Below are 25435 nucleotides of genomic sequence, written 5' to 3' on the forward strand. Positions count from 1 at the left end.
CCGCCTCACTTGGCGTCCGCGTAGCACTCGACCACCGCCGTCGTGAACGGGATCCGTACCGGTGTCTCGCCGAACGTCAGCCGCATCGCCAGGTCCGACGCCTCCTGGATGGCCGCGGCCACCGTCTCCGCCTCCTTCGCCGGGCAGTGCACGATCACCTCGTCGTGCTGGAAGAAGACCAGCTCGGCGGCGAGGCCCGCGCAGGCGCGGCGGAGCGCGGCGAGCATCAGCAGAGCCCAGTCGGCGGCACTGCCCTGCACCACGAAGTTGCGTGCGAAGCGGCCCCGGGCGCGGTGGGGGTACCTCCCTGCTCGAGCGGAGTCGAGAGCTCGGGGGATGGATGAGGCGTAGCCCGGCATCCACTGCTGGGGTTCGTCGGTCGGGGCCGGTGCCGTGTCCTCCTGCGGAATGCCCGCTTCCTCCGCAGCGTCGTCGGACGCCCCGGCCGCCGGCGGCGACGTACGCCCCAGCCAGGTGCGCACCAGCCGGCCCTCCTCACCGGCGCGGGCCGCGTCGTCGACGTAGGCGACGGCCTTCGGGAAGCGGCGGCGCAGCGCGGCGAGGTTCTTCAGGCCGTCGCCGGACGTCTGGCCGTAGATCGCGCCGAGCACGGCGAGCTTGGCCTGGGCGCGGTCGCCGGAGAACGCCCGGTCCGACACCGACTGGTAGAGGTCGTCGTCGCGACCTGCGACCTCCATGAACGCCGGGTCGCGGGAGATCGCGGCCAGGACGCGCGGCTCCATCTGGGCGGCGTCGGCCACGACCAGCCGCCAGCCCGGGTCGGCGACCACGGCGCGCCGGATGACCTTGGGGATCTGCAGGGCGCCCCCGCCGTTGGTGACCCAGCGGCCGGTGACCGTGCCGCCCGGCAGGTACTCGGGGCGGAAGCGGCCGTCGCGCACCCAGTCCTGGAGCCAGGACCAGCCGTGGGCGACCCAGATGCGGTACAGCCGCTTGTACTCGAGGAGCGGCTTCACCGCGGGGTGGTCGACGGACTGGATCTCCCAGCGGCGGGTGGAGCGCACCTTGATCCCGGCCTGGGCGAACGCCTTGACGACGTCCGCGGGCAGGTCGGGACGGACACGGCGGCCGAAGGCGGCGGACACCTCGTCGGCCAGCTCGGCGAGGCGCCGGGGCTCGCCCCCGCCCGCGTACCGCTCGCCGAGCAGCTCGTGCAGCACCTCGCGGTGGACGTCCGCGCTCCACGGCAGGCCGGCGTGGTGCATCTCGGCGGCCACCAGCATGCCGGCCGACTCGGCGGCGGTGAGCAGCCGCATGCGGTCCGGGTGCGTGGTGGTGCCGTGCCGCCGTTGCTGGTCGGCGTAGACCTCGACCAGGTCCTTGAGGGGGACGTGGACGGGGCTCGGCTCGAACAGGGAGGACTGCGAGCCGGGCTCGGCGGAGCGCGGCGGCGGATCGGGCGGTACGGGGCCGCCGCGCAGCCGGGCCAGCGCGGCGGCGGCCGACCGGGGCTCGCCGAGGCGTCCCTCGTGGCCGAGGAGGAGGGCCTCGGCGGCCTCGACGTCGTAGCACCGGTCGACTCGCACCCCCGTGGCGAGCAGACGTGGCTGGACGTCGGCGGTGGACCGCCACACCCACCGGGTGACCTCGGGCCGCGTGCGCACGGCCCCGGCGAGGTCCTCCTCCCTGACCACGGGCCCGGCGAGCATCCCGTCCGGGCCGAGGGCGGCGACTTCCACGCCACCGTCCCCGGCCGGAGCGAGAGCCCAGCGCCCGGTCATGTTGCGAGTGTGGCAGGGGGGTCTGACAATGGGGGTTGACCTGCGGAAAGGCGCTCTCAGTCCTTCTTCTCACGGGCCTTGAGGGCGTCGGTGATCTCGGTCAGCTCCTTCCTGACGTTCTCCTCGGCCGCCGGCTTGTCGATGCCGAGACCGCTGAGCGGGCCCTCGCCGTTCTCCAGCTCGAGCAGCGCGAGGAGGATGTGCTCGGTGCCGATGTAGTTGTGGCCGAGGCGAAGGGCCTCGCGGAACGTCAGCTCCAGGGCCTTCTTCGCGGCGGGGGCGTAGGGGACGAGTTCCGGGACGTCCTCGGCGGGGGCCGGGAGTGCCGCGGCGGCCGCCTCGCGCACCGCGTCCAGGGAGACGCCCTGCGCGGTGATCGCCTTGGCGGCGAGCGCCTCCGGCTCGCTGAGGAGCCCCAGCACCAGGTGGGCGGGGACGGTTTCGGCGTTGCCGGCTTCCTTCGCCGCGTTGTGCGCGGCCATGACCACGTTCCGCGCGCGCGGGGTGTAGCGGCTGAAGCCCTGACTGGGGTCGAGGTCCGCGGACTCCTTGGGCACGAAGCGCTTCTGGGCCGCCTGCCGGGTGACGCCCATGCTCTTGCCGATCTCGGTCCAGGAGGCGCCCGAACGCCGGGCCTGGTCCACGAAGTGGCCGATCAGGTGGTCGGCCACGTCCCCGAGGTGCTCCCCGGCGATCACGGCGTCCTGGAGCTGCTCCAGGGCGTCGGTGTGGACCTTCTTGATGGCGTCGATGAGGTCGTCGAGACGCAGGTTCGCTGAGATGTAGGGATTCACCGTCATGTGTCAACCGTAAGTTGACAGTCGGGGAGTGTCAACCCGAAGTTGACAATCGACGGGCGCCCGCGCATGTCACGATCGACCGTGTGAGTACGCCGACCACCGTGGACCGCGCCCTGCGGGCAGCCCTCTACGACGACACCGACGCCGGCCTCGACACCGGTGCCTCGCTGCTCGCCGCCGACTCCGCGGCCGACGGGGAACTCGCCCGGCGCGGGCAGGAGTTCGTCGCGGCGGCCTGGCGGCGCGGCTGGCAGCCCGCCGACGTCGTGCGCCTCGTGCGCCGCGAACTGGACGAGGTGCACGTACGGCTCGTGTCCCAGCTGATCCTCGGCGAGGCGGGGCAGCGGCCCGCCCCCACGCCGCGCTGGGCCGCCCAGTTGAAGGAACTCGACGAACTCGACGATGAGCCTCAGCGCGGCCCCGACCGTTTCTCCCACGCCACCGCAGTCCTGGAGCTGTACCGCCTGCTGCTCCGCCTGCCCGCCCTCGAACCCCTCGACGAGCCTCGGCCCTCCGCCGCCCTGCGGCAGCCGGAGTCCCGCATGCTCACCCGTATCCGCGCCCTGCTCGCGAAGGCGGAGGCGACCGGATACCCGGAGGAGGCGGAGGCGCTCAGCGCCAAGGCACAGGAGCTGATGGCGCGGCACAGCATCGACGAGGCGCTGCTCGCGGCCCGTACGCACGCCGGGGATGCGCCCGGCGCCTGCCGCATAGGCGTCGATCCGCCGTACGAGACGGCCAAGGCGGTGCTCCTGGACGCCGTGGCCGCCGCGAACCGCTGTCGGGCCGTGTGGCACGACGCGCTCGGGTTCTCCACGGTCGTCGGATTCGAACCCGACCTCGAAGCCGTCGAACTCCTCTACACCTCGCTGCTGGTGCAGGCCACCGCAGCGATGACGAAGGCGGAGGCGGCGCAGCGCAAGGGCGGCCGGAAGCGCACGAAGACGTTCCGGCAGTCGTTCCTGGCCGCGTACGCGCACCGCATCGGCGACCGGCTCCGCGCCGCCGCCGAGGAGGCCGAGGGACAGGTGACCGGCGGGGAGGGCGAGTTGCTGCCGGTGCTCGCCGCCCGGGACGTCGCCGTCACGGACCGCATGGAAGAGATGTTCCCCGACACGGTCACCACCCGGCTGCGCGGCGTCAGTGACGCGGCCGGATGGGAGCAGGGGGCCGCGGCCGCCGACCGTGCCCAGGTCACGGGGCGGCCCCGGCTCCCCTGAACGGTCGCGTCAGTCGCCCGCGACCTGGATCGGGCTCACCGAGGCGTCGGGGGTCTTCCCGCCCTTCAGCGCGACCTCGCCGTACGACCACGGATAGCTGTGCGCGTCACCGGCGCCCGGAACGGTGATCTTCACGTTCTTCGCCGTGGCGCTGTCGGCGCCGTCGGCCTTCCCGCGCACATACGTGATCGTGAAGGTCGCGGTGTCGCCCTTCTGCAGCGTCACCTTCTCCGGGTTCGCGCCCTCCTGGTCGGGCACCTTCCAGCCGGTGTCGCCGCCGGTCAGCTCGATGCCCGGGAAGCCGTCGAAGGCGCACGGACGGCTGCCGTCGTTGGTGAGGGTGACCGGAACGTTGCCGGTGTCGCCGGCGGTGGTGGCGGCGTTGGCGGGGCCGACCTTGATGCCGAGGGTGCACTCGGCGGTGTTCTTGCTCTTGCCGCTGTCGCCGCTCTTTTCGGCGCTGCCGCTGTTGCTGCTGCTGTCACAGGCGGTCAGTGCCAGGGCCGCCACGAAGGCGGTGACGGCGAGACGGACGGGAAGGGCGCGCATCGGGCTCCTCTGGTTCGTGATGGTGCTCATGGATCATCACGTAGGCGTGCGGGCTGCCGTTGCGCGCCCTCCGCTTACCGCGGCCGCCGTCGGAGGTGCTTGCCGCCATTCGTCCCGTATGCCTTGCTCATGCCTCCCGTACGCGGGCTGAGCGAGCCGGCTGCGGGCCGATGGAGGTCGTGCGTGCGGGGCCGGGGATCGGGCGGAAGCGGCTCCAACCGCCGGCCGGGGCGCGCGTCACGACCCCAGGCTCCCCGTCGGGAACCCGCTCGGGAGCTTGCCGCCCTCGGCCTTGGTGTACGTCTCCGTGCCGATGCCGCCCTCCCACGTCACCTTCATGCTGCTGGAGTTGACGGAGTCGACCATGCCGGTGCTGCGGCTCTTGCTGCCGCCGGTGCACTTGAGGTGGATCATCTGCATGCCCGCCTCCTCGCCCGCGGTGCCGCTGCACACGGTCCCGCCCATCGCGAAGAGCCCGGCCTGCCTGCCGTTGATCACCAGGGCCACGGCCTTGCCGCCGGTCGTGGCCAGCCAGCTCCCCTCCAGCTTCCCGGCCTTCCCCGACTGGGACGTGGAGTCCCCGCCGTTGTCCGTGGAGGCCGAGGACGAGGACGCGCCGGGCGTGGCCGACGCGGCGTCGCCCGAGGCGCCGGAGTCGCTGGTGCAGCCCGTCAGCAAGAGCGCGGCCGCACAGCCCGCGGCCGCGAGTGTGACGCGGGCCTGCCGACGCGTGACTTGGGTCGCCGTGGTCACTGAAGTCTCCCAGGGGTGCCGATGACGTCATGGGGACGGCCGCTGGCAAGCTACCAGGACATCGGCGACGCCCCATAGGTAGGAGATCTCCTACGTTTGACGAGTAGGAGATCTCCTACCTAATGTGCGTCCATGACCATCACGCACGCTTCCTTCGTCACCCTCCCCGTCACCGACCAGGACCGCGCTCTGCGCTTCTACACCGAGGTCCTCGGGTTCCAGGTCACCGCGGACCTGGACGTGCCCCAGGGGCGCTGGCTCCAGGTCGCCCCCGAGGGCGCCCAGACCGTCTTCACGCTCTCCGGGCCGGGAATGGGCGATTTCGAGCCCGGCAGTGCCCGGGGGATCATGTTGGTCACGACCGATGTCCACGCCGACTGCGCCCGTCTGGCCGAGGCGGGTGTCTCCGTGCAGGGCCCGGACGACCTCCCCTGGGGCCGGATGGCGTCCTTCCGGGACCCGGACGGCAACGGTCTGATGCTGCTGACGGAGGCTCACGGATAGGAAGACCGCCATGACCACCCCCGGGGCCGGGGCGGGCACCGCCGCCGAGGACCGCGTCTTCGCCGCGCTCGCCAACGGCACGCGCCGCGAGGTGCTGCGCCTGCTGCGGGAGAAGGGGCCGCAGCCCGTCCAGGACCTGGCCGACCACTTCGCCATGCGCCGCCCGAGTCTGTCGGAGCACCTGAAGGTGCTGCGCGAGGCCGGTCTCGTCGCCGAGCATCGCTCCGGCCGGCAGCGCATCTACCGCCTTCAGGCCGCGCCGCTCGCCGAGGTGCAGGACTGGCTCCATCCGTACGAGCGGTTCTGGCGCGAGGCGCTGAAGGACCTCGGCGATCTGCTCGACCGCATGCCCGACGATGACCAGCCATGAACACCGCAGACGACGATCTCACCACCGTCCGTGTCGAGCAGTTCCTGCCGCACCCGCCCGCCAAGGTCTGGCGTGCGCTCACCGAGCCCGCCCTGCTCGCCCAGTGGCAGATGCCCGGCAGCGAGAACTTCCGGCTCGAGGTCGGTCACCGCTACACGATGACCTCGGTGCCGCGGCCCAATGCGCGCTTCTCCGGCACCGTCGAGGTGCGGGTTCTCGCCTACGAGCCCGAACGGATGCTGCGCGTCCGCTGGGCCGACGCCGATCCCGCCAACCCCGCGGACTGGACCATCACATGGACATTGGAACAGGAAGGCCGTGGAACGCGTCTCTTCCTAGTGCACGAAGGGTTCGACCCGGACGACCCGGCACAGATGATGGCGCGGAAGATCATGCACGGGGGCTGGAGCTCGCATGTGATGCGAGCTCTGGGGCAGACGCTTGACCGACTGTAACCAGAGCACAGTCGTGGCGTAGTCAAGGAACTGTAAAAGCTGTAACCGCAGGACCACCCCGCGTGCACGTGCATCTGCTCCTGCATCTGCACGTGAACGGGGTTATGATCCGGGGCAGTTGACCGCTGTATCAATGGCCATACCAGCCACTGCACCACCCGGGGAGCGACCTGTGGACCACGACGTGTGCGACGTGGACGACGTGTACAACGGCATGGCTGCGACGGAGCTGGAGGGAGTGGCCTGGCAGAAGAGCCGGCACAGCAACTCCCAGGGGTCATGCGTCGAGTTCGCCCGGCTGCCCGGGGGAGAGGTGGCGGTGCGCAACTCGCGCTTCCCCGACGGGCCCGCGCTGGTCTACACCCGCGCGGAGATCCAGGCGATGCTGCTGGGCATCAAGGACGGCGAGTTCGACCATCTGATCGCGTGACACGCCGGACCGGCGTGCACCCCGGGTGGATCACGGGAGCGGTCGACGTCTCCCGTCGCGACAGGGCCGGTTCAGTGGTGCGTCGAAGCACGCGCGTACGCAGCAAGCCGACGCCTGCGGCGACTTGCTGCGCCGCAGGCGTGCAACACGCGTAGAACCCGGGCATCCGAAAGCGCCGCGGGACATCACTCAGGGCACACCTGTGCCGGTGACAGCCGGAACAGCGCCCAGACCACCTTGCCGCTCAGTGTGCCCGCCAGCGGGTGCCAGCCCCAGCTGTCGGCGAACGACTCGACGAGGAACAGCCCGCGGCCCGACTCGGCCGAGAAGTCCTCCGAGTCGCCGGCGACCGGACTGTCATGGCTGGGGTCGCGCACGGCGCACACCAGGCGCGTGGTCCAGCGCATCAGGTGCAGTCGTACCGGCGGGTCCTGCTCGCCCGCACGCACGGCGGAGGCCGGCAGGGCATGGCGCAGGGCGTTGGTCACGAGTTCGGAGACCACCAGGCAGACGTCGTCGAAACGCTCGCCCACATCCCATTGTCCGAGCGTGGCCCTGGTGAACCGCCGTGCCTCGCGCACCGCTTCGAGGCGGGCGGGCAGGGCGCAGGAGGCGGCGCTGGACACGGCCGCGGGATCGAGCGGCGGAAGTCCCTGCCGTAAGGGCTCGAGCATGGTCGATCCATTCGTCCCCATGCGAGGCACTCCCGGGTGTTCGCGGTCGTGGCGATGCAGCGGTGGCGCGCAACCATGGTTTCGGATGAGCCAAGCAGATGCAAGGGCAGATGCACGTGCACGCGCCGGAATTGGCCGCTCCTGTACGGCTTTCCCCTTATTTCTTCAGTCACTTTCTTCCCTCTTGCTTGCCCTCTCTCCTCTCCCCCTGCGCCTCATCTTTGTCTTCTTTCCATTTCTGTAACCGCACGAGTACAGCTCGGAGTGGTTTAGTGGCAGACTGCGCGATCTGAAGGACGTTGGGGAGGCTGACGAAGTGAGCGCTGGGGACTCGAGCGGTTCGGTGGTGCGGCGCATTCTGCTGGGATCCCACCTCAGGCGCCTGCGGGAGGCACGCGGCATCACCAGGGAGCAGGCCGGCTACTCGATCCGCGCCTCCGAGTCGAAGATCAGCCGCATGGAGTTGGGACGGGTGAGCTTCAAGACGCGGGATGTCGAGGACCTGTTGACGTTGTACGGGATCACCGACGAGGTCGAACGCACGTCCCTGCTCTCCCTCGCGAAGGAGGCCAACGTCGCGGGGTGGTGGCACAGTTACTCGGACGTGCTGCCCAACTGGTTCCCTACGTACGTCGGCCTCGAGGGTGCGGCGCATCTGATCCGGTCCTACGAGGTCCAGTTCGTGCACGGCCTGCTGCAGACCGAGGCGTACGCGCACGCGGTGGTCTCCCGGGGGATGAAGGGCGCGAGCACCGAGGACATCGACCGCCGGGTGGCGCTGCGCCTGGAGCGGCAGAAGTACCTCGTGTCGGAGAACGCCCCGCAGTTCCACGTCGTCCTCGACGAGGCGGCCCTGCGCCGCCCCTACGGCGACCGGCAGGTGATGCGCGGCCAGCTTCAGCATCTGATCGACATCTCCGAGCGCCCCAACGTACGGCTGCAGGTCATGCCGTTCAGCTTCGGCGGGCACTCGGGTGAGAGCGGCTCCTTCACCATTCTCAGCTTCTCCGAGTCCGACCTGTCCGACGTGGTGTACATGGAACAGCTCACCAGCGCGCTCTACCTGGACAAACGCGAGGACGTGACCCAGTACGAGGCCGCGATGAAGGAGCTGCAGCAGGACAGCCCCGGCCCGGACGAAAGCCGCGATCTGCTGCGGGGACTGCTCCAGCTTTCCTGAAAGCCCTACCGGGAGTATCCCCAGGAGCCCTCCAACTCCCGGCAGCCACAAGTACGATGACGCCCGATCAGGCCGTGACGTGAGCGCGGGTGCGGAAACGGGTGTCTGCTTCGGCTGCAAAGGGATTGAGGGATCACATGTCGTCGTCCTACTTCACCGATCTGGCTCGGCAGTACATCGGCGGTGAGTGGCGCCCGGGCACCGGCTCCTGGGACATCATCGACTTCAACCCGTACGACGGCGAGAAGCTGGCGTCGATCACGATAGCCACGGTCGAAGAGGTCGACGAGGCCTACCGGGCCGCCGCGGCCGCGCAGAAGGAGTGGGCCGCCACCAACCCCTACGCACGCCGCGCGGTGTTCGAGAAGGCGCTCGGGCTCCTTCAGGAGCGCGAGGCCGAGATCACCGAGGCGATCATCGCCGAGCTGGGCGGCACCCGGCTGAAGGCCGCCTTCGAGCTGCACCTCGCCAAGGAGTTCCTGCGCGAGTCGATCCAGCTGGTGCTGCGCCCCGAGGGCAAGATCCTCCCCTCGCCCGTCGACAGCAAGGAGAACCGTCTCTACCGCGTGCCCGTCGGCGTCGTCGGCGTGATCAGCCCGTTCAACTTCCCGTTCCTGCTGGCGATCAAGTCGGTCGCCCCTGCGCTCGCGCTCGGCAACGGCGTCGTCCTCAAGCCGCATCAGGACACGCCGGTCGTCGGCGGCTCCCTGGTCGCCAGGATCTTCGAGGACGCGGGGCTCCCGGGCGGACTGCTCAACGTGGTGATCACCGACATAGCGGAGATAGGCGACGCGTTCCTCGAGCACCCGATCCCGAAGGTGATCTCCTTCACCGGCTCCGACAAGGTCGGCCGCCATGTCGCGACCGTCTGCGCCGCCCACTTCAAGCGCTCGGTCCTGGAACTCGGCGGCAACAGCGCGCTGGTGGTCCTGGACGACGCGGACGTCGACTACGCGGTCGACGCGGCCGTCTTCAGCCGGTACGTGCACCAGGGCCAGGTCTGCATGGCCGCCAACCGCGTCCTGGTGGACCGCTCGCTGCTTGCGGAGTTCACCGAGAAGTTCGTCGCCAAGGTGAAGTCGCTGAAGGCGGGCGACCCGCGCGACGCGGAGACCGTCATCGGGCCGGTCATCAACTCCTCGCAGGCGGACGCGATCACCGGTGTGGTGCAGCAGGCGATCGCCGAGGGGGCCACGGCGCTGGTGCACGGCGCGACCACCGACAACCTGGTCGAGCCGACCGTCCTCACGGACGTCCCCGCCGGCTCCCCCATCCTGCGGCAGGAGATCTTCGGCCCGGTCGCGCTGCTCATCCCCTTCGACGGCGAGGAGGAGGCGGTCCGCCTCGTCAACGACACCCCGTACGGCCTCAGCGGCGCCGTCCACACCGCCGACGTCGAGCGCGGTGTCGCCTTCGCGCAGCAGATCGACACGGGCATGTTCCACGTGAACGACGGCACGGTCCACGACGAGCCGCTGGTCCCGTTCGGCGGCGAGAAGAACTCGGGCATCGGCCGTTTGAACGGCGAGACGACGCTGGACGCCTTCACCACGCTGAAGTGGATCTCGATCCAGCACGGGCGGAGCGCGTTCCCTTTCTAGTCTCCGCGTAAGCGGCGGGCCCTTGCGGACAGAAGCTGACCGCAAGGGCCCGTAGCGTCTCAGGTGTCAGGGAGAACCGGATCGACGAAAGGCGGCAGCCATGGTCACGCACGTACGAGCCGAGGCGCAGGGAGACGAGCGGGGGGCGCTCCTGTCGTTCGTGGAGGAGCAGCGCGGCGGGATCCGCCGGGCGGTGCTGGGGCTGACCGAGGAGCAGGCCAGGACCCGCCCGAGCGCCAGTGAGCTGTCCCTGGGAGGCCTGCTGAAGCATGTCGTCGAGGTCGAACAGACCTGGATCGCCCGGGCCAAGGGGGAGCCCCCCGCGGTCAAGCGGGACGAGTCGAACTGGCACGAGTGCTTCCAGCTCCTCGACGGCGAGACGGTTGCCTCGCAGCTCGCGTACTGGGAGGAGGTCGCGGCCGGGACCGAGGCGTTCATCCGCGCCGTGCCGAGCCTCGACGACACCTTCCCGCTGCCGAACGACCCCTGGTTCCCGCCGGACGAGCGGGTCTCCATGCGCTGGGTGATGCTCCACCTGATCCGCGAGACGGCCCGGCACGCGGGGCACGCGGACATCCTCCGGGAGTCCCTCGACGGGAAGACGGCGTTCGAACTGGTGGCCCTGGCACAGGCGGGGTGAGCCGGGCCGGCCGGCGGCGGATCAGTGGTGGAAGCCCGTGGCCGCCTCCTTGTCACGGGTCAGCGGGTACGGCTGGCGCCTGAGTTCGGGCAACAGGCGGGTCAGGTCCTCGAGGAACAGGTCCGCGAGGTCCGTCGAGAAGCCGTTGCGGCACACGACGCGCAGGACGGACAGGTCCTGCCGGTTGGCGGGGAAGGTGTACGCGGGCACCAGCCAGCCGTACTCGCGCAGCCGCCGCGAGACGTCGAAGACGTCGTACGCCTCCACGTCCGGTGCCGTCGTGAAGGCGAACACCGGCAGCTCGTCGCCACGGGTGAGGAGCCGGAAGTCGCCGAGCGACTCCACCCGCTCGGCGAGGCCCCGCGCCACGTTCCGCGTGGTCTGCTGGACCGCCCGGTACCCTTCCCGGCCCAGCCGCAGGAACGTGTAGTACTGCGCGGCCACCTGGGCCCCGGGCCGGGAGAAGTTCAGCGCGAAGGTCGGCATGTCGCCGCCCAGGTAGTTGACGCGGAAGACGAGTTCCTCCGGCAGGGCCTCGTCGTCCCGCCACAGCGCCCAGCCCACGCCCGGGTAGACCAACCCGTACTTGTGCCCCGAGGTGTTGATCGACGCGACCCTCGGCAGCCGGAAGTCCCACACGAGGTCCTCGTCGAGAAACGGCGCGATCATGGCCCCGGAAGCACCGTCCACATGCACGGGGACGTCCAGACCGGTGCGCTCCTGGAGGGCGTCCAGAGCCGCGCACAGCTCCGCGATCGGCTCGTAGGATCCGTCGAAGGTGGAGCCGAGGATGCCGACGACCCCGATCGTGTTCTCGTCGCACAGGTCCGCCGCGGCCTGCGGATCGATGTGGAACCGGTCGCCCTCCATGGGCACCTGGCGCGCCTCGACCTCCCAGAAGTTGCAGAACTTCTCCCAGCAGACCTGTACGTTCACGCCCATCACCAGGTTCGGGCGGGCGTCCCTGGACGGGTAGCGGTCCGCGTTCCGCCGCGCCCAGCGCCGCTTCAGCGCCATCCCGGCGAGCATGCAGGCCTCGCTGGACCCGGTCGTCGAACAGCCGACGGCCGCCTCCGGGTCCGGCGCGTTCCACAGGTGGGCGAGCATCGCCACGCAGCGGCGCTCCATCTCGGCGGTGCGCGGGTACTCGTCCTTGTCGATCATGTTCTTGTCCCGGCACTCGTTCATCAGCACGCCGGCCTGGGGCTCCATCCAGGTGGTGACGAAGGTGGCGAGGTTCAGCCGCGAGTTGCCGTCCAGCATCAGTTCGTCGTGGACCAGTTGGTAGGCGGTCGTGGGCAGCATCGGGCCCGCGGGCAACCGGTGCCTGGGCGGCGCCTCGGTCATCTCGACGACCGGATTGGCCTCCCCGTAGAAGGGGTTCATCGACCTCGGGCGCTCGTCGGGCTTCCCCGGGCCAGTGTGGAGCGGCATGGCGTCGCGTCTCCCATCGCGTAGGCGGAGCCGGTGACGCGTCGGTTTCCTCGTCGCCGGTCTCGATGGTTCAACGAATCATGGTTCCGTCCGCGCGCAGGTGTATCCCCTTGCACCTCACGCGACGTGAGGGCCGAGGCTGGGGCACGTACCCAGAAGGGAGCGGAAGTGAGCTACTCGGTGGGCCAGGTGGCCGGCTTCGCCGGTGTGACCGTGCGCACGCTGCACCACTACGACGAGATCGGCCTTCTCACACCCAGTGAGCGCACGTACGCCGGTCACCGGCGCTACAGCGACGCCGACCTCGGCCGGCTGCAGCAGATCATGTTCTACCGAGAACTCGGCTTCCCGCTCGACGAGGTCGCCGCCCTGCTCGACGACCCGGACACGGACCCGCAGGAGCACCTGCGGCGCCAGCACGCGCTGCTGACGGACCGGATCGAGAAACTGCGGAAGATGGCGGCAGCCGTGGAGCACGCCATGGAGGCACACAAGATGGGGATCAACCTCACGCCCGATGAGAGGTTCGAGGTCTTCGGGGACAAGGACCCGGAGCAGTACGCCGAGGAGGCCGAGCAGCGCTGGGGCGGTACGGAGGCGTACGCCGAGTCGCAGCGCCGCGCCGCCCGTTACAGCAAGGACGACTGGAAGCGCATCAAGGCCGAGGTCGACGCCTGGGAGGAGCGCTACGTCGCCCTGATGACCGCCGGGGAACCGCCCACCGGCGAGCGCGCGATGGAACTGGCCGAGGAACACCGTCAGCACATCAGCAGGTGGTACTTCGAGGTCCGTTACGAGATGCACCGGTGTTTCGCGGAGATGTACATCTCCGACGAGCGCTTCAAGGCGTACTACGACTCCATGCGCCCCGGCCTCGCCGAGCACCTCAGGGACGCGATCGTGGCGAACGCGGCCCGCCACGAGGGCTGAGCGGACAAGGGGGATGAGGGGGCGGCACAGCTGTGACCCAGTTCCCGCACAGTGCATTGCGGGGACACCGGGGGAACCTGCCGGGGACACTGTGCGTTGATAGCTTTGTCCGGCCAGTGCCTGCGTGACGGCCGCCCCAGGACGCCGCACGTACGTCCCCTCACCCCTCAGGAGCCCGGAACCGTGATGTCGCTTGCCCTCGGACCGAGCTGGCTGGATCCGAATCACCTGCTCGACACCTTCGGCATCTGGGGTCTGCTCCTGGTGGTCTTCGCCGAGTCGGGCCTGCTCATCGGCTTCTTCCTGCCGGGTGACTCGCTGCTGTTCACCTGCGGCCTGCTGATCACCGCGGGGACGATGAAGTTCCCGCTGTGGGGGGCGATCGGCCTGATCTGCCTCGCCGCGATCCTGGGCGACCAGGCGGGCTACATGTTCGGCAAGAAGGTCGGCCCGTCGCTCTTCAGGCGCCCGGACTCCCGCCTCTTCAAGCAGGAGAACGTCGCCAAGGCGCACGAGTTCTTCGAGAAGCACGGTCCGAAGTCCCTGGTGCTGGCCCGTTTCGTGCCCGTCGTGCGCACGTTCACGCCGATCATCGCCGGCGTCAGCGGCATGAAGTACCGCTCGTTCCTGGTGTTCAACGTCATCGGCGGCGTCCTGTGGGGCGCGGGCGTCACGCTGCTGGGCTCCTGGCTGGGCAACGTGGCGTTCGTCCACAAGAACATCGAGCTGATCCTGATCCTGATCGTCTTCGTCTCGGTGATCCCGATCATCATCGAGTTCCTGCGGGCGCGTTCCCAGGCGAAGAAGAGCGCGCCGCAACCGCAGCCCCAACCCCAGGCCCAGGCCCAGAATCAGTCCCGGCCCCCGGTCATGGACGACGCGACGACCCAACTGCGCCGCATCTCCGCCGACCGCCAGTACCCGCAGCAGTACGGCAACCAGAACCAGAACCAGAATCAAAACCAGGGCTCGGGCTACGACTACCAGCAGTACCCGCAGCAGCAGTACGCCCAGGACCAGTACGCCCAGCAGCAGTACCCCGAGGAGCAGTACCCCCAGCAGTACGGGCAGCAGGTGCCGCAGGAGTACCAGCAGCCGCAGCAGCAGTACCCGTACAACCAGGGCTACTAGGGGCGCGCGCCTTCCCTGGGGCTCATCACCCGGCGGTGCTCAGAACCCTCGAGTCCGCTTGGCGGCCCGGCGCCCCCCGGCGGACCCGAACCGCAGGAACAGCCGGGAGATCTCCGACCCCAGGTTCACCCCGATCGCGATGGCCATCGCCAGAGAAACGGCGTTGGCCAACGACACCAGTCCCTTGTCGACGTTGTTCTGGGCGATCGACAGCAGCCCGAAATACGTGGCGGAGCCCGGCAGCAGCGGCCCGATCGCCGCGGTCGTGTACGGCAGCGCGGACGCGAACCGGTAGCGCGACAGCAACTGCCCGAACAGTCCCACCAGCCCGGCCGCGACGGCCGTGGAGGCGACCGGCGACAGCCCGCCCGGGTAGTGCAGCGCCCCGTACACGCTCCACGCGACGCCGCCGTTGAGGGTCACCCACAGCACGGTGGACCGTTCCTGCTGGAGCAGTACGGCGAAGGTCAGCGACAGCAGCATCGACGCCACGATCTGGACGACCGGCCGCTCGGCGAGGTGCAGGGCCGCGTTCGGGTCGAGTTCGGCGCCCAGCTTCACCCCGAAGTAGAGGACCACCAGGACGCCGGCGACGATGCCCACGAAGAAGTACATGACCTCCAGCAGGCGCGCCGCGGCGGTGATGTAGAAGCCGGTCAGCCCGTCCTGCACGCCCGCGACCAGGGCTCGGCCGGGCAGCAGCGCGAACAGCCCACCGGTGATCACCGCGGAGGCGGCCACCGGCACATGGGCCAGCGTGAGCGCGACACCGATCGCGGCCGGCGGCATCGCGGCCACCAAGAACTGGTAGAACTCCGGCAGCCCGCGGCCCGCGCACAGCCACGCGAGCCGGTCGCCGAGCATGGCGCCCAGCGCGGCCGCGACGAACACGATCGGATCTCCGCCGACGAGCATGGAGGCCGCACCGGCGAGCAGCCCGCTGGCCCCGGTCAGCGCCCAGCCGGGGTAGGGGTGCCGGTTGCGGCGGATCTCCGCGAGCCGCCGGTAGGCGTCCTCCAGGGAGATCGAGGTCTCCGGATCGGTGAGGTCGTCCACGAGCCGGAACACGGCCTGAAGGCGGGTGTAGTCGGTGCCCCGGCGACGTACCGTCCGCGAGGCCGACACGGGGTCGTCCACCAGGGACGGCTGGTAGGAGATCGACAGCAGGGTGAAGGTGACGTTCGGCTCGCAGCGGTCGAGGCCGTAGGACCGGCAGACCGCGAACATCGCCGCCTCCACGTCCTCGGCGCCCTCGCCGCCCGCCAGCAGCAGTTCGCCGATGCGGAGGGTCAGGTCCAGCACCCGCGGCACGGCGGGACCCGACTCGCCGATCTTCTGCACGGGCTCCGGCGCGGGCCGCTCGGTCACCGGCATACGCAGCATCGCGCGCATCCGGTCCTGCCAGGGCGCCTCCTTGGTGAGCCGCACCGCGGGAATCCCGGAGGGTGGCGTGAAGGCCGCCGGAGCGCTGCGGGCGCTGTACGTGCTCGGCGGGCTGAATGCGGACCCGTCCGGCTCGGCGGTGGGCGGCTGCGGGACCTGGAGGCCCTCCGGGAGGGCGAACTCCGACGTGGCCTCGGAGTCGGCGCCGGCCGCGGGGACGTCCAGGCCCTCGGGGATCGCGAACTCCGACGTCGTGGACGACTCGCCGCCGACCGCCGCCGGCGCGCCCACGCTCGCGGGGACGGGGAAGGCCAGGGTCGTGGCGGACTCGCTCCCGACATGCCCGTCGGGCGCGAACACGCCCCTCGCCTCGTCCGACCGCGGCTTGCGGCCCACCCCGTCCGGCTCCGCCACCTGCTTGTGCCTTGCCCTTCCGTGCGCGTGTGTCCCGTGGGTACCTCCCGTGCGCCCCAGTATGCGCACCTACGCCAGCGGGCCGCGTCACCCGGAAGGGTCACGCGGCCCGCTGGAGGTCGGGAGGGGTCAGTGACCGCCGTGCTCCTTGAACCGCTTGAACGAGCGCTCGATCTCGGCCTCGGCGTCCGTGCGGCCCACCCAGTCGGCGCCCTCGACGGACTTGCCGGGCTCCAGGTCCTTGTAGACCTCGAAGAAGTGCTGGATCTCCAGGCGGTCGAACTCGGAGACGTGGTGGATGTCCCGCAGGTGCTCCACGCGCGGGTCGGACGCGGGCACGCACAGCACCTTGTCGTCGCCGCCCGCCTCGTCCGTCATCCGGAACATGCCGATGGCGCGGCACTTGATGAGGCAGCCGGGGAAGGTGGGCTCCTCCAGGATGACCAGAGCGTCCAGCGGGTCGCCGTCCTCACCCAGGGTGTTCTCCACGAAGCCGTAGTCGGCCGGGTAGCTGGTCGAGGTGAAGAGTCGACGGTCGAGGCGGATACGACCGGTCTCGTGGTCCACCTCGTACTTGTTCCGCGAACCCTTCGGGATCTCGATCGTGACGTCGAACTCCACCGGTGGCTCCTCCATGATCAGCACATAGTTCTGGTGGTTAAGTGTCCCTCACGCATGAGTGTGATCGCGAAAGGGGCTGGTGGTCGTGCCGGAGCTGGGTCCTTGGCGGGCCGCGGGACCACGTTTGGCACGGGTCGCGCAGGCCGTGAAACCGCATCTCACGCGCATGGCCCAGGCCGTGGAACCCCGCGCCCGGCGGATCACCGCAACCGCCCGACCCGGTGTGACACGAATCACGGGGGTGGCGAAACCGCACGTCGCGCGGGTCGCGCGCACCGTACGCCCGCCCTACGGGCGGCTGTCGACCCCGCAGCTGGCGGCCGTCGCCGCCACCGTGGGCCTCGCGCTCGCGGCCGGCGCCGTGACCGCCGCCGGTCCCTGGGACTCCTCCGGCCAGCGTACGGCCGAGCGCGACCTCGCCGCAGCGTGGGACCGCCGGGGTGGCACAGATCACGGGGCCGGTACGGCGGCGGTCGCGCCCGCCCCCGCCCCGAGCGCCGCTTCCGTGCTCGTCGCCCTCGGTGGCGCCACCACCAAGTCCGCCCCCGAGGACAAGCCCCTCGCCGCCGTACTCGACCCGCTCCTGCGCGACCCCTCCCTCGGCACCCGGCGCAGCGCCGCGGTCGTCGACGTGGCCACCGGGAAGCGCCTGTACGCCAAGGGCGTGGACGACGCGCTGACCCCCGCATCGACCACGAAGATCGCCACGGCCGTCGCCGCGCTCTCCGCGGCGGGCGCCGACCACCGCTTCACCACGCGCGCGGTGCTGGAGCCCGGCGGTGACCACCTGGTCCTGGTCGGCGGCGGCGACCCGACGCTGACCGCCCGCAAGCAGACCGGGGGCTGGGCGAGCCTGCGCACCCTGGCCGACGACACCGCCGCCGCCCTGAAGAGGCGCCACCTGACCTCGGTGACCCTCTCGTACGACACCTCCCTGTTCACGGGCCCGGCCCTGCACCCCATCGGGGTCAACGACAACCTGGCCCCGGTCACGGCCCTGATGGCCGACGAGGGCCGCACGGACGACACCTCCAGCGGGCCGGCCCCGCGCGGCACGGATCCGGCGGCCGACGCGGCCCGCACGTTCGCCCGACTGCTCCAGGGCCACGGCGTCAAGACCTCGCAGCCCGGCCCGGCGAAGGCGACGGCGCGCGCGGAGGCGCTGGCCTCCGTCCAGTCGCCGCCCCTGTCCGCCGTCGTCGAGCGGATGCTCACCAACAGCGACAACGACATCGCCGAGGCCCTCGCCCGCCAGACCGCCCTCGCCACCGGCGGCAGCCCGAGCTTCGACGGGGGCGCGGCGGCGATCTCCGCCCAGTTGAAGAAGCTGGGCCTGCCGGTCGGCGGCTCGCAGTTCCACGACGGCAGCGGCCTCGACCGCGACGACAAGCTCACCGCGGACGTGCTGACGGCCCTGCTGGCGACCGCCGCCTCCCCGTCCCACCCCGAGCTGCGCGCCGTCCTCACGGGTCTGCCGGTGGCGGGTTTCACGGGCACCCTCAGCGACCGCTACGCGGACGCCGCCGAACACTCCGGCGTGGGCCTCGTACGCGCCAAGACGGGCTCCCTGACCGGCATCAACACGCTCGCCGGGACGGTGGTCGACGCGGACGGCCACCTCCTGGCGTTCGCGTTCCTGACGGAAGGATCGATGGACCAGACGACGGCGCGAACGGCCCTGGACCACACGGCAGCGACCCTGGCGTCCTGCGGCTGCCGCTGAAGACCGCTGTGGGCGGTCGTCCTACAGCTCGGGGGAGGGTGGGCACAGCCCACACCACCGGGCACAGCCCGGCCAAGACTCCAGCCCCGGCCGAGCTCTTTCGACCCTGCCCCCAGCGGCAGCGCTCACGTACCGTTGACACATGACGAGCATCGGTGGTGCCGGATCTCCTGGGATGGTCGACTGGAATCTCGCGGTGGCGACCGCGACCCGGCTCGTGCGGCCGGGCCCCGAAGTGAGCCGCGACGAGGCCCGGGCCGTCGTCGCCGAGCTGCGCCGCCACGCGAAGGCCTCGGAGGAACACGTCCGGGGCTTTACTCGTATGGGTGAAGAGGGTGTGCACGACACCCCGGTCCTCGTCGTCGACCGCCCCGGCTGGGTCCGGGCGAACGTCGCCGGGTTCCGGGAGATCCTCAAGCCCCTCCTCGACAAGATGTCGCAGCGCCGCGGCAGCACGCCCGGCGGGGCCGTCCTCGGCGCCGTCGGCGGCAAGGTCACCGGCGTGGAAGTGGGCATGCTGCTGTCGTTCCTCTCCAGCCGCGTGCTCGGACAGTACGAGACCTTCGCCCCGCCCACCCGCGAGCTGCCCGCGGGCGAGAACGGCGGCGGCCGTCTGCTCCTGGTCGCGCCGAACATCGTCCACGTCGAGCGCGAGCTGGACGTGGACCCGCACGACTTCCGCCTCTGGGTCTGTCTGCACGAGGAGACGCACCGCACGCAGTTCACCGCGGTGCCCTGGCTGCGTGACCACCTGGAGGGCGAGATCCAGGCGTTCCTGGGGGAGACCGACATCGATCCCATGACCGTCCTCGAGCGCATCAGGGAGGCCGTCCAGTCGCTCGCCGGGGGCCGGCCGGAGGGCGAGGAGGGCGACGACGGCCACTCCCTCGTGGAACTCGTGCAGACTCCCGCCCAACGGGAGATCCTCGCCCGGCTCACCGCGGTGATGTCGCTCCTGGAGGGACACGCCGACTTCGTGATGGACGGCGTCGGACCGGAGGTCGTGCCGAGCGTCGCCGAGATCCGCGAGAAGTTCCAGCAGCGCCGCGCCAGGGGCGCCTCCCGTCTGGACCTGGCGCTTCGCAAGCTGCTGGGCCTGGACGCCAAGCTCAGGCAGTACCGCGATGGCGAGCGGTTCGTGCGGGCGGTCGTCGAGCAGGTCGGCATGGACGGCTTCAACCGTGTGTGGACCTCCCCGAACACCCTCCCGACCAAGGCGGAGATCGCCAAACCGGCGGACTGGGTCGCACGGGTGCACCGCAGGGCGGAATCGTGAACCCGGAGTGAGAGCCATGAATCCGGAGTGAAGTAATCCGGCCGTCGGCAGGTCAACGCTCCGCCAATCACCCTTCCGAGGGACCGTGAGCCTGGGACAGGCGTGCAATGCTCGGGGAACGGCCCGTTTCTGTCACCATCTACACACTCTGAGTGACCGGCTTCGGGCTCACCCCCCGACACAACTTCATGAAGGGAACCGGACATGGGTCCCCATCCCGCGGTCGCGGCGATACGCCTGGCGGTCCGCCGCGTCCTCCACGACATCCTGACCGAGCAGACCGCCGAGCGGCCGAGAGAGCACGTGACGATCGGCCGTCCGCCCCACGAGCGCCCGTCCGCGCCGCTCGTGCTCGTGGCGTGCTCGGGCGGCGCCGACTCCATGGCGCTCGCCTCCGCCCTCGCCTTCGAAGCACCCAAGCTCGGCATCTCCGCCGGCGGGATCACCGTCGACCACGGCCTGCAGCCCGGCTCCGACCTGCGCGCCGCCGAGGTCGTCCTGCGCCTGCGCGGACTGGGCCTGGACCCCGTCGAGTCCGTCGCCGTCACCGTCGGCCGTGGCGGAGGTCCCGAAGCCGCCGCCCGTGACGCACGCTACGCCGCCCTGGACGCCGCCGCAGACCGCCACGGCGCGACCGCGATCCTCCTCGGGCACACCCGCGACGACCAGGCCGAGACCGTCCTGCTGGGCCTCGCCCGCGGTTCCGGCACCCGCTCCCTGTCCGGGATGGCCGCGGTCTCGGGGTCCGGCGGCCGCTACCGCCGCCCCTTCCTCCACATCGACCGGCAGACCGCCCGCAAGGCCTGCATGACCCAGTCGCTGCCCGTCTGGGACGACCCGCACAACACCGACCCGGCCTACACCCGCTCCCGGCTCCGCCACGAGGGCCTGCCCGCCCTGGAGAAGGCGCTCGGCAAAGGCGTCGTCGAAGCCCTCGCCCGCACGGCGCAGCTCTCCCGCGACGACGCCGACGCCCTCGACGCCTGGGCCAGCCAGGCCGAGGCCTCCGTCCGCGACGCCTCCGGGCTCCTGGAGTGCGCCAAGCTCTACGCCCTGCCTCCCGCCGTCCGCCGCCGCATCCTGCGCCGAGCCGCCATCGAGGCGGGCGCCCCGGCCGGGTCCCTCTTCGCCCGGCACATCGAGGAGGTCGACCGGCTGATCACCGGCTGGCGGGGTCAGGGGGCCATCAATCTCCCGGGCAAAGTCGTCGCTCAGCGGCAGGGTGGCAGACTGGTGATTCGGCAAGGCTGAGAACACGCCCCCTGCGGGAGGCGCCCGGCCGCCCCTCGGGGGTCGGTCAGCCACGCGAGCGGGCCGAGGGGCGCGCCGCTGTCGCGAGGAAGAGCGCGGGCACGCCGCGGGCAGTAGTCGCCATGCGGCTGCCGCCGCGCGGGTGACCGGCCGCGGTCGGCCCTCGACGGCGGCACGGCGCCACACCGGACGCGCGCGAGCAATCGAAGCGGCGGGACGACCGAAAGTGATGCGGGTGGACGCGAAAGACATGGGTGCCGACCTCAAGCAGGTGCTCATCACCAAGGAAGAGATCGACGCGAAGCTGGCCGAGCTGGCCGCGAAGATCGACGCGGAGTACGCGGGCAAGGACCTGCTGATCGTCGGCGTTCTCAAGGGCGCGGTGATGGTCATGGCCGACCTCGCCCGGGCGCTGTCCACCCCCGTCACGATGGACTGGATGGCCGTGTCCTCCTACGGCGCGGGAACGCAGTCCTCCGGCGTCGTGCGGATCCTCAAGGACCTCGACACCGACATCAAGGGCAAGCACGTCCTGATCGTCGAGGACATCATCGACTCCGGGCTGACCCTGTCCTGGCTGATCTCCAACCTCGGCTCCCGCGAGCCCGAGTCGCTGAAGGTGTGCACGCTGCTGCGCAAGCCGGACGCCGCCAAGGTCGCCATCGACGTCGAATGGGTCGGATTCGACATCCCGAACGAATTTGTCGTGGGCTACGGTCTCGACTACGCGGAGAAGTACCGCAACCTCCCGTTCGTCGGTACTCTCGCGCCCCACGTCTACGGCGGCTGAACCCTCCGTGGCCCGGCGCTCCCGGCCGTCCGCGCGGCGGCCGGATCCCGGATTCCGGTCTTTGTAGGACGTTCGGGAACCACAACGGGTTTCGCGCCGTTGGAGATGCGTGGGCGGTATTGCCGGTAGTCCCCTGCGGCTGAGGGCGACGATCCTGGGGTACCGTCGGAAGAACTGTTTTTATCAAACTCACTATGGCAGGAGGGACGGGGCGGCACCGCTCCGTATGGATGGACGTGAAGCGATACTTCCGTGGGCCGGTCATGTGGATCGTGCTGGCCGTCCTTGCCGTGGTCGTGTTGATGCAGGTCGTCGGCTCTTCAGGCGGCTACAAAACGGTGGACACCGGCAAGGTCGTCCAGGCGATCAATGACAACAGGGTCGACTCGGCCAAGCTGACCACCGGCGACGAGCAGGTCATCAAGGTCTCGCTCAAGGACGGCGTCAAGGTCGACGGCAGCTCCAAGATCCAGGCGAGCTACATCGGCGACCAGGGCGCCCAGCTGGCCAACGCCCTGCAGGACAAGTACCAGAACAAGCAGATCCCGAAGGGCTACACGGTCTCGCCGTCCAAGCAGAACCCCTTCGTCGGCATCCTGCTCTCCCTGTTGCCCTTCGTCCTGATCGTGGTCGTCTTCCTGTTTCTGATGAACCAGATGCAGGGCGGCGGCTCCCGGGTGATGAACTTCGGCAAGTCGAAGGCGAAGCTCATCACCAAGGACACCCCCAAGACGACGTTCTCGGACGTCGCGGGTGCGGACGAGGCGGTCGAGGAGCTCCAGGAGATCAAGGAGTTCCTGCAGGAGCCGGCCAAGTTCCAGGCGGTCGGCGCGAAGATCCCCAAGGGCGTGCTGCTCTACGGCCCGCCCGGTACCGGTAAGACGCTGCTGGCGCGTGCCGTCGCCGGCGAGGCGGGTGTCCCGTTCTACTCGATCTCGGGTTCCGACTTCGTCGAGATGTTCGTCGGTGTCGGTGCCTCCCGGGTCCGTGACCTGTTCGAGCAGGCCAAGGCGAACGCCCCGGCGATCGTCTTCGTCGACGAGATCGACGCGGTCGGCCGCCACCGCGGCGCCGGCCTCGGCGGCGGTCACGACGAGCGCGAGCAGACCCTGAACCAGCTGCTCGTCGAGATGGACGGCTTCGACGTCAAGGGCGGCGTGATCCTCATCGCGGCCACCAACCGCCCCGACATCCTCGACCCGGCCCTCCTGCGCCCCGGCCGCTTCGACCGCCAGATCGCGGTCGACCGCCCGGACATGCAGGGCCGTCTGGAGATCCTCAAGGTCCACCAGAAGGGCAAGCCGGTCGCCCCGGACGTCGACCTGTCGGCCGTCGCCCGCCGCACCCCCGGCATGACCGGCGCCGACCTCGCCAACGTCCTGAACGAGGCCGCGCTGCTGACGGCCCGCAGCGACAAGAAGCTGGTCGACAACCGGATGCTGGACGAGGCGATCGACCGCGTGGTCGCGGGCCCGCAGAAGCGGACCCGGATCATGTCGGACAAGGAGAAGAAGATCACCGCGTACCACGAGGGCGGCCACGCCCTGGTCGCGGCGGCCTCGCCGAACTCCGACCCGGTCCACAAGATCACGATCCTGTCCCGCGGCCGCGCCCTCGGCTACACGATGGTCCTCCCGGACGAGGACAAGTACTCCACGACGCGCAACGAGATGCTGGACCAGCTGGCCTACATGCTGGGCGGCCGCGCGGCCGAGGAGCTCGTCTTCCACGACCCGACCACCGGTGCCGCCAACGACATCGAGAAGGCCACCAACCTGGCCCGCGCGATGGTCACGCAGTACGGCATGACCGAGCGCCTCGGTGCGATCAAGTTCGGCAGCGACGGCAGCGAGCCGTTCCTCGGCCGTGAGATGTCTCACCAGCGCGACTACTCGGAAGAGGTCGCCGCGCTGGTGGACGAGGAGGTCAAGAAGCTCATCGAGACGGCGCACAACGAGGCCTGGGAGATCCTGGTCGAGAACCGCGACGTCCTCGACAACCTGGTGCTCCAGCTGCTGGAGAAGGAGACCCTGGGCAAGGAGGAGATCGCCGAGATCTTCGCCCCGATCGTCAAGCGCCCGCCGCGGCCCGCCTGGACCGGCTCCTCGCGCCGCACGCCGTCCACCCGCCCGCCGGTGCTCTCCCCCAAGGAGCTGGCACTGACGAACGGGTCGAACGGCGCGACGCCGGCGATCGCGAACGCCGCGGAGTCCGTCACCTCCACGGAGGCGTCTCCGGAGGACCGCCGCGAGAGCTGAACAGGGGTCCCACCGGCCCCGGAATTTCGGCCGCGCCCCCCAGGGTTCTAGCCTGGGGGGCGCGGCCGGTTTTGGCAGGGCCGCGGATGAGACGCGCGACCCGTGCGCGTCACAGGCGCAGGAACGAGGCACCACATGACCGACCCGGTGACGCTGAACGGCGAGAGCACGATCGGCGAGTTCGACGAGAAGCGTGCGGAGAACGCCGTGAGGGAGCTGCTCATCGCGGTCGGGGAGGACCCGGACCGAGAGGGGCTGCGGGAGACCCCGGGCAGGGTGGCACGGGCGTACCGGGAACTTCTGGCCGGGCTCAGGCAGGAGCCCGAGGATGTACTGACGACGACGTTCGATCTGGGCCACGACGAGATGGTCCTGGTCAAGGACATCGAGATCGTCTCCCTCTGCGAGCACCACCTGCTGCCGTTCCACGGTGTCGCCCATGTCGGCTACATCCCGGCCGAGAGCGGAAAGATCACCGGACTGTCGAAGCTGGCGCGTCTCGTCGAGGTGTTCGCTCGCCGGCCGCAGGTGCAGGAACGACTCACCACGCAGATCGCCGACTCGCTCATGCGCATACTCGAGGCCCGGGGCGCCATCGTCGTCATCGAGGCCGAGCACATGTGCATGTCCGTGCGCGGCATCCGCAAGCCGGGCGCCAAGACGACGACGTCGGCCGTGCGCGGCCAGCTGCGGGACGCCACGACGCGCGCCGAGGCGATGAGCCTGATACTGGCGCGCTGACGGCGCTGACGGCGCTGACGGCGCTGACGGCGCTGACGGCGGTGACGGCGCTGACCGCGCTCAGCGCCGTCTATCAGGAGACGGGTGCCGCGTTGCCGTCGTGGTCGTCGTCCTCGGGGAGCTTGCAGACCCGCTCCAGGAACAGGGCGGCCGCTATGACCGCGATGCCCGCGACGACCGAGAAGCCCGCGTAGATGGCCTGGTCGCGGCGGGAGGGCAGGTCCAGGGAGCCCAGGAGGAAGACGCCCGTGCCCCCGTACATGCCGGCGACCAGGGACGCCACCAGGGCGCTGGCCTGGCCGAAGACCACCGCGCGGGCCGCCATCAGCGGGTCGACGCCCTTCGCGTCCTGGCGGCGCTCCCGCTGGGCCTTGAGGCGGGCGCGCAGGGAGAGCGCCGTGGCCAGCAGGACCACGGCGATCAGGGCGAGGACGACGGGCGCGGCCAGTGGGACCCGGGGCAGTGTGCCCACGGCGTCCCACAGGCGGGCGCCCGCCCAGGACAGCACTCCGGCCACCACGAACACCGCCACCAGCGTCCTGACGCGCAGCTCTTTCACGATGTC

General features: G+C 70.5%; 25 protein-coding genes. 16 read left to right on the top strand and 9 right to left on the bottom strand.

The window, feature by feature from the left end; translation table 11 throughout:
- Positions 1-5: 5 nt before the first annotated feature.
- Together N8I84_RS22490 and N8I84_RS22495 are read right to left on the bottom strand one after the other, a co-directional pair.
- Positions 6-1742 carry a bifunctional 3'-5' exonuclease/DNA polymerase gene (locus N8I84_RS22490; protein ID WP_263231191.1) on the bottom strand — a complete coding sequence of 579 codons (1737 nt, stop codon included), beginning with the start codon at positions 1740-1742 and terminating at the stop codon, positions 6-8.
- 56 nt (positions 1743-1798) lie between these two features.
- Positions 1799-2542 carry a Clp protease N-terminal domain-containing protein gene (locus N8I84_RS22495; RefSeq protein WP_263231192.1) on the bottom strand — a complete coding sequence of 248 codons (744 nt, stop codon included), beginning with the start codon at positions 2540-2542 and terminating at the stop codon, positions 1799-1801.
- 83 nt (positions 2543-2625) lie between these two features.
- On the opposite strand from N8I84_RS22495, the gene N8I84_RS22500 reads away from it, so the two are divergent.
- On the top strand, positions 2626-3762 hold the full coding sequence (locus N8I84_RS22500) for a DUF2786 domain-containing protein (protein ID WP_263231193.1): 1137 nt from the start codon (positions 2626-2628) through the stop codon (positions 3760-3762).
- Positions 3763-3771: 9 nt separating this feature from the next.
- Here N8I84_RS22500 and N8I84_RS22505 read toward each other — a convergent pair whose 3' ends face one another.
- Positions 3772-4341 (bottom strand): DUF4232 domain-containing protein, encoded by a 570-nt coding sequence (locus N8I84_RS22505; protein ID WP_263231194.1) that lies wholly within the window; start codon positions 4339-4341, stop codon positions 3772-3774.
- Positions 4342-4548: 207 nt separating this feature from the next.
- Positions 4549-5064, bottom strand: a complete 516-nt coding sequence (locus tag N8I84_RS22510; protein WP_263231195.1) for a hypothetical protein — start codon at positions 5062-5064, stop codon at positions 4549-4551.
- Between the two features lie 132 nt (positions 5065-5196).
- Between N8I84_RS22510 and N8I84_RS22515 the strand changes: the two genes are divergently transcribed.
- From N8I84_RS22515 to N8I84_RS22530, 4 genes are all read left to right on the top strand, one after another.
- Positions 5197-5568 (top strand): VOC family protein, encoded by a 372-nt coding sequence (locus N8I84_RS22515; RefSeq protein WP_263231196.1) that lies wholly within the window; start codon positions 5197-5199, stop codon positions 5566-5568.
- A 10-nt stretch (positions 5569-5578) separates the two neighbouring features.
- Entirely contained in the window at positions 5579-5938 is a 360-nt protein-coding gene (locus N8I84_RS22520; RefSeq protein WP_263231197.1) for an ArsR/SmtB family transcription factor, read from the top strand.
- Entirely contained in the window at positions 5935-6393 is a 459-nt protein-coding gene (locus N8I84_RS22525) for an SRPBCC family protein (RefSeq protein WP_263231199.1), read from the top strand. The genes N8I84_RS22520 and N8I84_RS22525 overlap by 4 nt, the downstream gene beginning before the upstream one ends.
- Before the next feature lie 172 nt (positions 6394-6565).
- Complete coding sequence (locus tag N8I84_RS22530; RefSeq protein ID WP_200422377.1) at positions 6566-6823, top strand: DUF397 domain-containing protein; 258 nt, start codon at positions 6566-6568, stop codon at positions 6821-6823.
- Positions 6824-7008: 185 nt separating this feature from the next.
- On the opposite strand, the gene N8I84_RS22535 is transcribed toward N8I84_RS22530, so the two are convergent.
- The gene (locus tag N8I84_RS22535; protein ID WP_263231200.1) at positions 7009-7497 is read right to left on the bottom strand and encodes an ATP-binding protein; all 489 of its coding nucleotides are present in this window, start codon (positions 7495-7497) and stop codon (positions 7009-7011) included.
- 343 nt (positions 7498-7840) lie between these two features.
- On the opposite strand from N8I84_RS22535, the gene N8I84_RS22540 reads away from it, so the two are divergent.
- The 3 genes from N8I84_RS22540 to N8I84_RS22550 all read left to right on the top strand — a co-directional run bounded on the left by N8I84_RS22540 (position 7841) and on the right by N8I84_RS22550 (position 10918).
- Entirely contained in the window at positions 7841-8677 is an 837-nt protein-coding gene (locus tag N8I84_RS22540) for a helix-turn-helix domain-containing protein (protein WP_263234857.1), read from the top strand.
- A 137-nt stretch (positions 8678-8814) separates the two neighbouring features.
- Positions 8815-10278, top strand: a complete 1464-nt coding sequence (locus tag N8I84_RS22545) for an aldehyde dehydrogenase family protein (protein ID WP_263231201.1) — start codon at positions 8815-8817, stop codon at positions 10276-10278.
- A 100-nt stretch (positions 10279-10378) separates the two neighbouring features.
- Positions 10379-10918: a DinB family protein gene (locus tag N8I84_RS22550; protein WP_263231202.1), complete on the top strand. Its 540-nt coding sequence runs from the start codon at positions 10379-10381 to the stop codon at positions 10916-10918.
- A gap of 21 nt (positions 10919-10939) precedes the next feature.
- Here the strand turns inward: N8I84_RS22550 and N8I84_RS22555 are convergent, their stop codons facing one another.
- On the bottom strand, positions 10940-12352 hold the full coding sequence (locus N8I84_RS22555; RefSeq protein ID WP_263231203.1) for a glutamate decarboxylase: 1413 nt from the start codon (positions 12350-12352) through the stop codon (positions 10940-10942).
- 168 nt (positions 12353-12520) lie between these two features.
- On the opposite strand from N8I84_RS22555, the gene N8I84_RS22560 reads away from it, so the two are divergent.
- Positions 12521-13282, top strand: a complete 762-nt coding sequence (locus tag N8I84_RS22560; RefSeq protein ID WP_263231204.1) for a MerR family transcriptional regulator — start codon at positions 12521-12523, stop codon at positions 13280-13282.
- A 183-nt stretch (positions 13283-13465) separates the two neighbouring features.
- Positions 13466-14413: a DedA family protein gene (locus tag N8I84_RS22565; protein ID WP_263231205.1), complete on the top strand. Its 948-nt coding sequence runs from the start codon at positions 13466-13468 to the stop codon at positions 14411-14413.
- 39 nt (positions 14414-14452) lie between these two features.
- On the opposite strand, the gene N8I84_RS22570 is transcribed toward N8I84_RS22565, so the two are convergent.
- On the bottom strand, positions 14453-16210 hold the full coding sequence (locus N8I84_RS22570; RefSeq protein WP_390898934.1) for a threonine/serine exporter family protein: 1758 nt from the start codon (positions 16208-16210) through the stop codon (positions 14453-14455).
- A gap of 129 nt (positions 16211-16339) precedes the next feature.
- The gene (locus N8I84_RS22575) at positions 16340-16831 is read right to left on the bottom strand and encodes an inorganic diphosphatase (RefSeq protein WP_200422385.1); all 492 of its coding nucleotides are present in this window, start codon (positions 16829-16831) and stop codon (positions 16340-16342) included.
- A 79-nt stretch (positions 16832-16910) separates the two neighbouring features.
- Between N8I84_RS22575 and dacB the strand changes: the two genes are divergently transcribed.
- The 6 genes from dacB (at position 16911) to folE (ending at position 24870) form a co-directional block, all read left to right on the top strand.
- A complete protein-coding gene (gene dacB / locus N8I84_RS22580) occupies positions 16911-18554 on the top strand; it encodes a D-alanyl-D-alanine carboxypeptidase/D-alanyl-D-alanine endopeptidase (RefSeq protein ID WP_263231206.1) in 1644 nt (547 codons plus the stop codon).
- Between the two features lie 142 nt (positions 18555-18696).
- Complete coding sequence (locus N8I84_RS22585) at positions 18697-19830, top strand: zinc-dependent metalloprotease (RefSeq protein WP_263231207.1); 1134 nt, start codon at positions 18697-18699, stop codon at positions 19828-19830.
- 204 nt (positions 19831-20034) lie between these two features.
- Positions 20035-21081, top strand: a complete 1047-nt coding sequence (tilS, locus tag N8I84_RS22590; protein WP_263231208.1) for a tRNA lysidine(34) synthetase TilS — start codon at positions 20035-20037, stop codon at positions 21079-21081.
- Positions 21082-21310: 229 nt separating this feature from the next.
- A complete protein-coding gene (hpt, locus tag N8I84_RS22595) occupies positions 21311-21871 on the top strand; it encodes a hypoxanthine phosphoribosyltransferase (RefSeq protein ID WP_103840506.1) in 561 nt (186 codons plus the stop codon).
- Positions 21872-22101: 230 nt separating this feature from the next.
- Complete coding sequence (gene ftsH, locus N8I84_RS22600; RefSeq protein ID WP_263231209.1) at positions 22102-24129, top strand: ATP-dependent zinc metalloprotease FtsH; 2028 nt, start codon at positions 22102-22104, stop codon at positions 24127-24129.
- A 135-nt stretch (positions 24130-24264) separates the two neighbouring features.
- Positions 24265-24870, top strand: a complete 606-nt coding sequence (gene folE / locus N8I84_RS22605; RefSeq protein ID WP_263231210.1) for a GTP cyclohydrolase I FolE — start codon at positions 24265-24267, stop codon at positions 24868-24870.
- 73 nt (positions 24871-24943) lie between these two features.
- Here the strand turns inward: folE and N8I84_RS22610 are convergent, their stop codons facing one another.
- The gene (locus tag N8I84_RS22610) at positions 24944-25429 is read right to left on the bottom strand and encodes a DUF3180 domain-containing protein (RefSeq protein WP_263231211.1); all 486 of its coding nucleotides are present in this window, start codon (positions 25427-25429) and stop codon (positions 24944-24946) included.
- Positions 25430-25435 lie beyond the last annotated feature (6 nt).

Origin of the sequence: Streptomyces cynarae (assembly GCF_025642135.1) — a bacterium.
GTDB classification, from domain to species: domain Bacteria; phylum Actinomycetota; class Actinomycetes; order Streptomycetales; family Streptomycetaceae; genus Streptomyces; species Streptomyces cynarae.

Coding starts and splice junctions, on each gene's coding strand:
- N8I84_RS22550 (WP_263231202.1), top strand. CDS start 10,379: ATGGTCACGCACGTACGAGCCGAGGCGCAGGGAGACGAGCGGGGGGCG.
- hpt (WP_103840506.1), top strand. CDS start 21,311: ATGCGGGTGGACGCGAAAGACATGGGTGCCGACCTCAAGCAGGTGCTC.
- N8I84_RS22555 (WP_263231203.1), bottom strand. CDS start 12,352: ATGCCGCTCCACACTGGCCCGGGGAAGCCCGACGAGCGCCCGAGGTCG.
- N8I84_RS22545 (WP_263231201.1), top strand. CDS start 8,815: ATGTCGTCGTCCTACTTCACCGATCTGGCTCGGCAGTACATCGGCGGT.
- ftsH (WP_263231209.1), top strand. CDS start 22,102: ATGGACGTGAAGCGATACTTCCGTGGGCCGGTCATGTGGATCGTGCTG.
- N8I84_RS22490 (WP_263231191.1), bottom strand. CDS start 1,742: ATGACCGGGCGCTGGGCTCTCGCTCCGGCCGGGGACGGTGGCGTGGAA.
- N8I84_RS22525 (WP_263231199.1), top strand. CDS start 5,935: ATGAACACCGCAGACGACGATCTCACCACCGTCCGTGTCGAGCAGTTC.
- tilS (WP_263231208.1), top strand. CDS start 20,035: ATGGGTCCCCATCCCGCGGTCGCGGCGATACGCCTGGCGGTCCGCCGC.
- N8I84_RS22505 (WP_263231194.1), bottom strand. CDS start 4,341: ATGAGCACCATCACGAACCAGAGGAGCCCGATGCGCGCCCTTCCCGTC.
- N8I84_RS22495 (WP_263231192.1), bottom strand. CDS start 2,542: ATGACGGTGAATCCCTACATCTCAGCGAACCTGCGTCTCGACGACCTC.
- N8I84_RS22520 (WP_263231197.1), top strand. CDS start 5,579: ATGACCACCCCCGGGGCCGGGGCGGGCACCGCCGCCGAGGACCGCGTC.
- N8I84_RS22515 (WP_263231196.1), top strand. CDS start 5,197: ATGACCATCACGCACGCTTCCTTCGTCACCCTCCCCGTCACCGACCAG.
- folE (WP_263231210.1), top strand. CDS start 24,265: ATGACCGACCCGGTGACGCTGAACGGCGAGAGCACGATCGGCGAGTTC.
- N8I84_RS22535 (WP_263231200.1), bottom strand. CDS start 7,497: ATGCTCGAGCCCTTACGGCAGGGACTTCCGCCGCTCGATCCCGCGGCC.
- N8I84_RS22585 (WP_263231207.1), top strand. CDS start 18,697: ATGACGAGCATCGGTGGTGCCGGATCTCCTGGGATGGTCGACTGGAAT.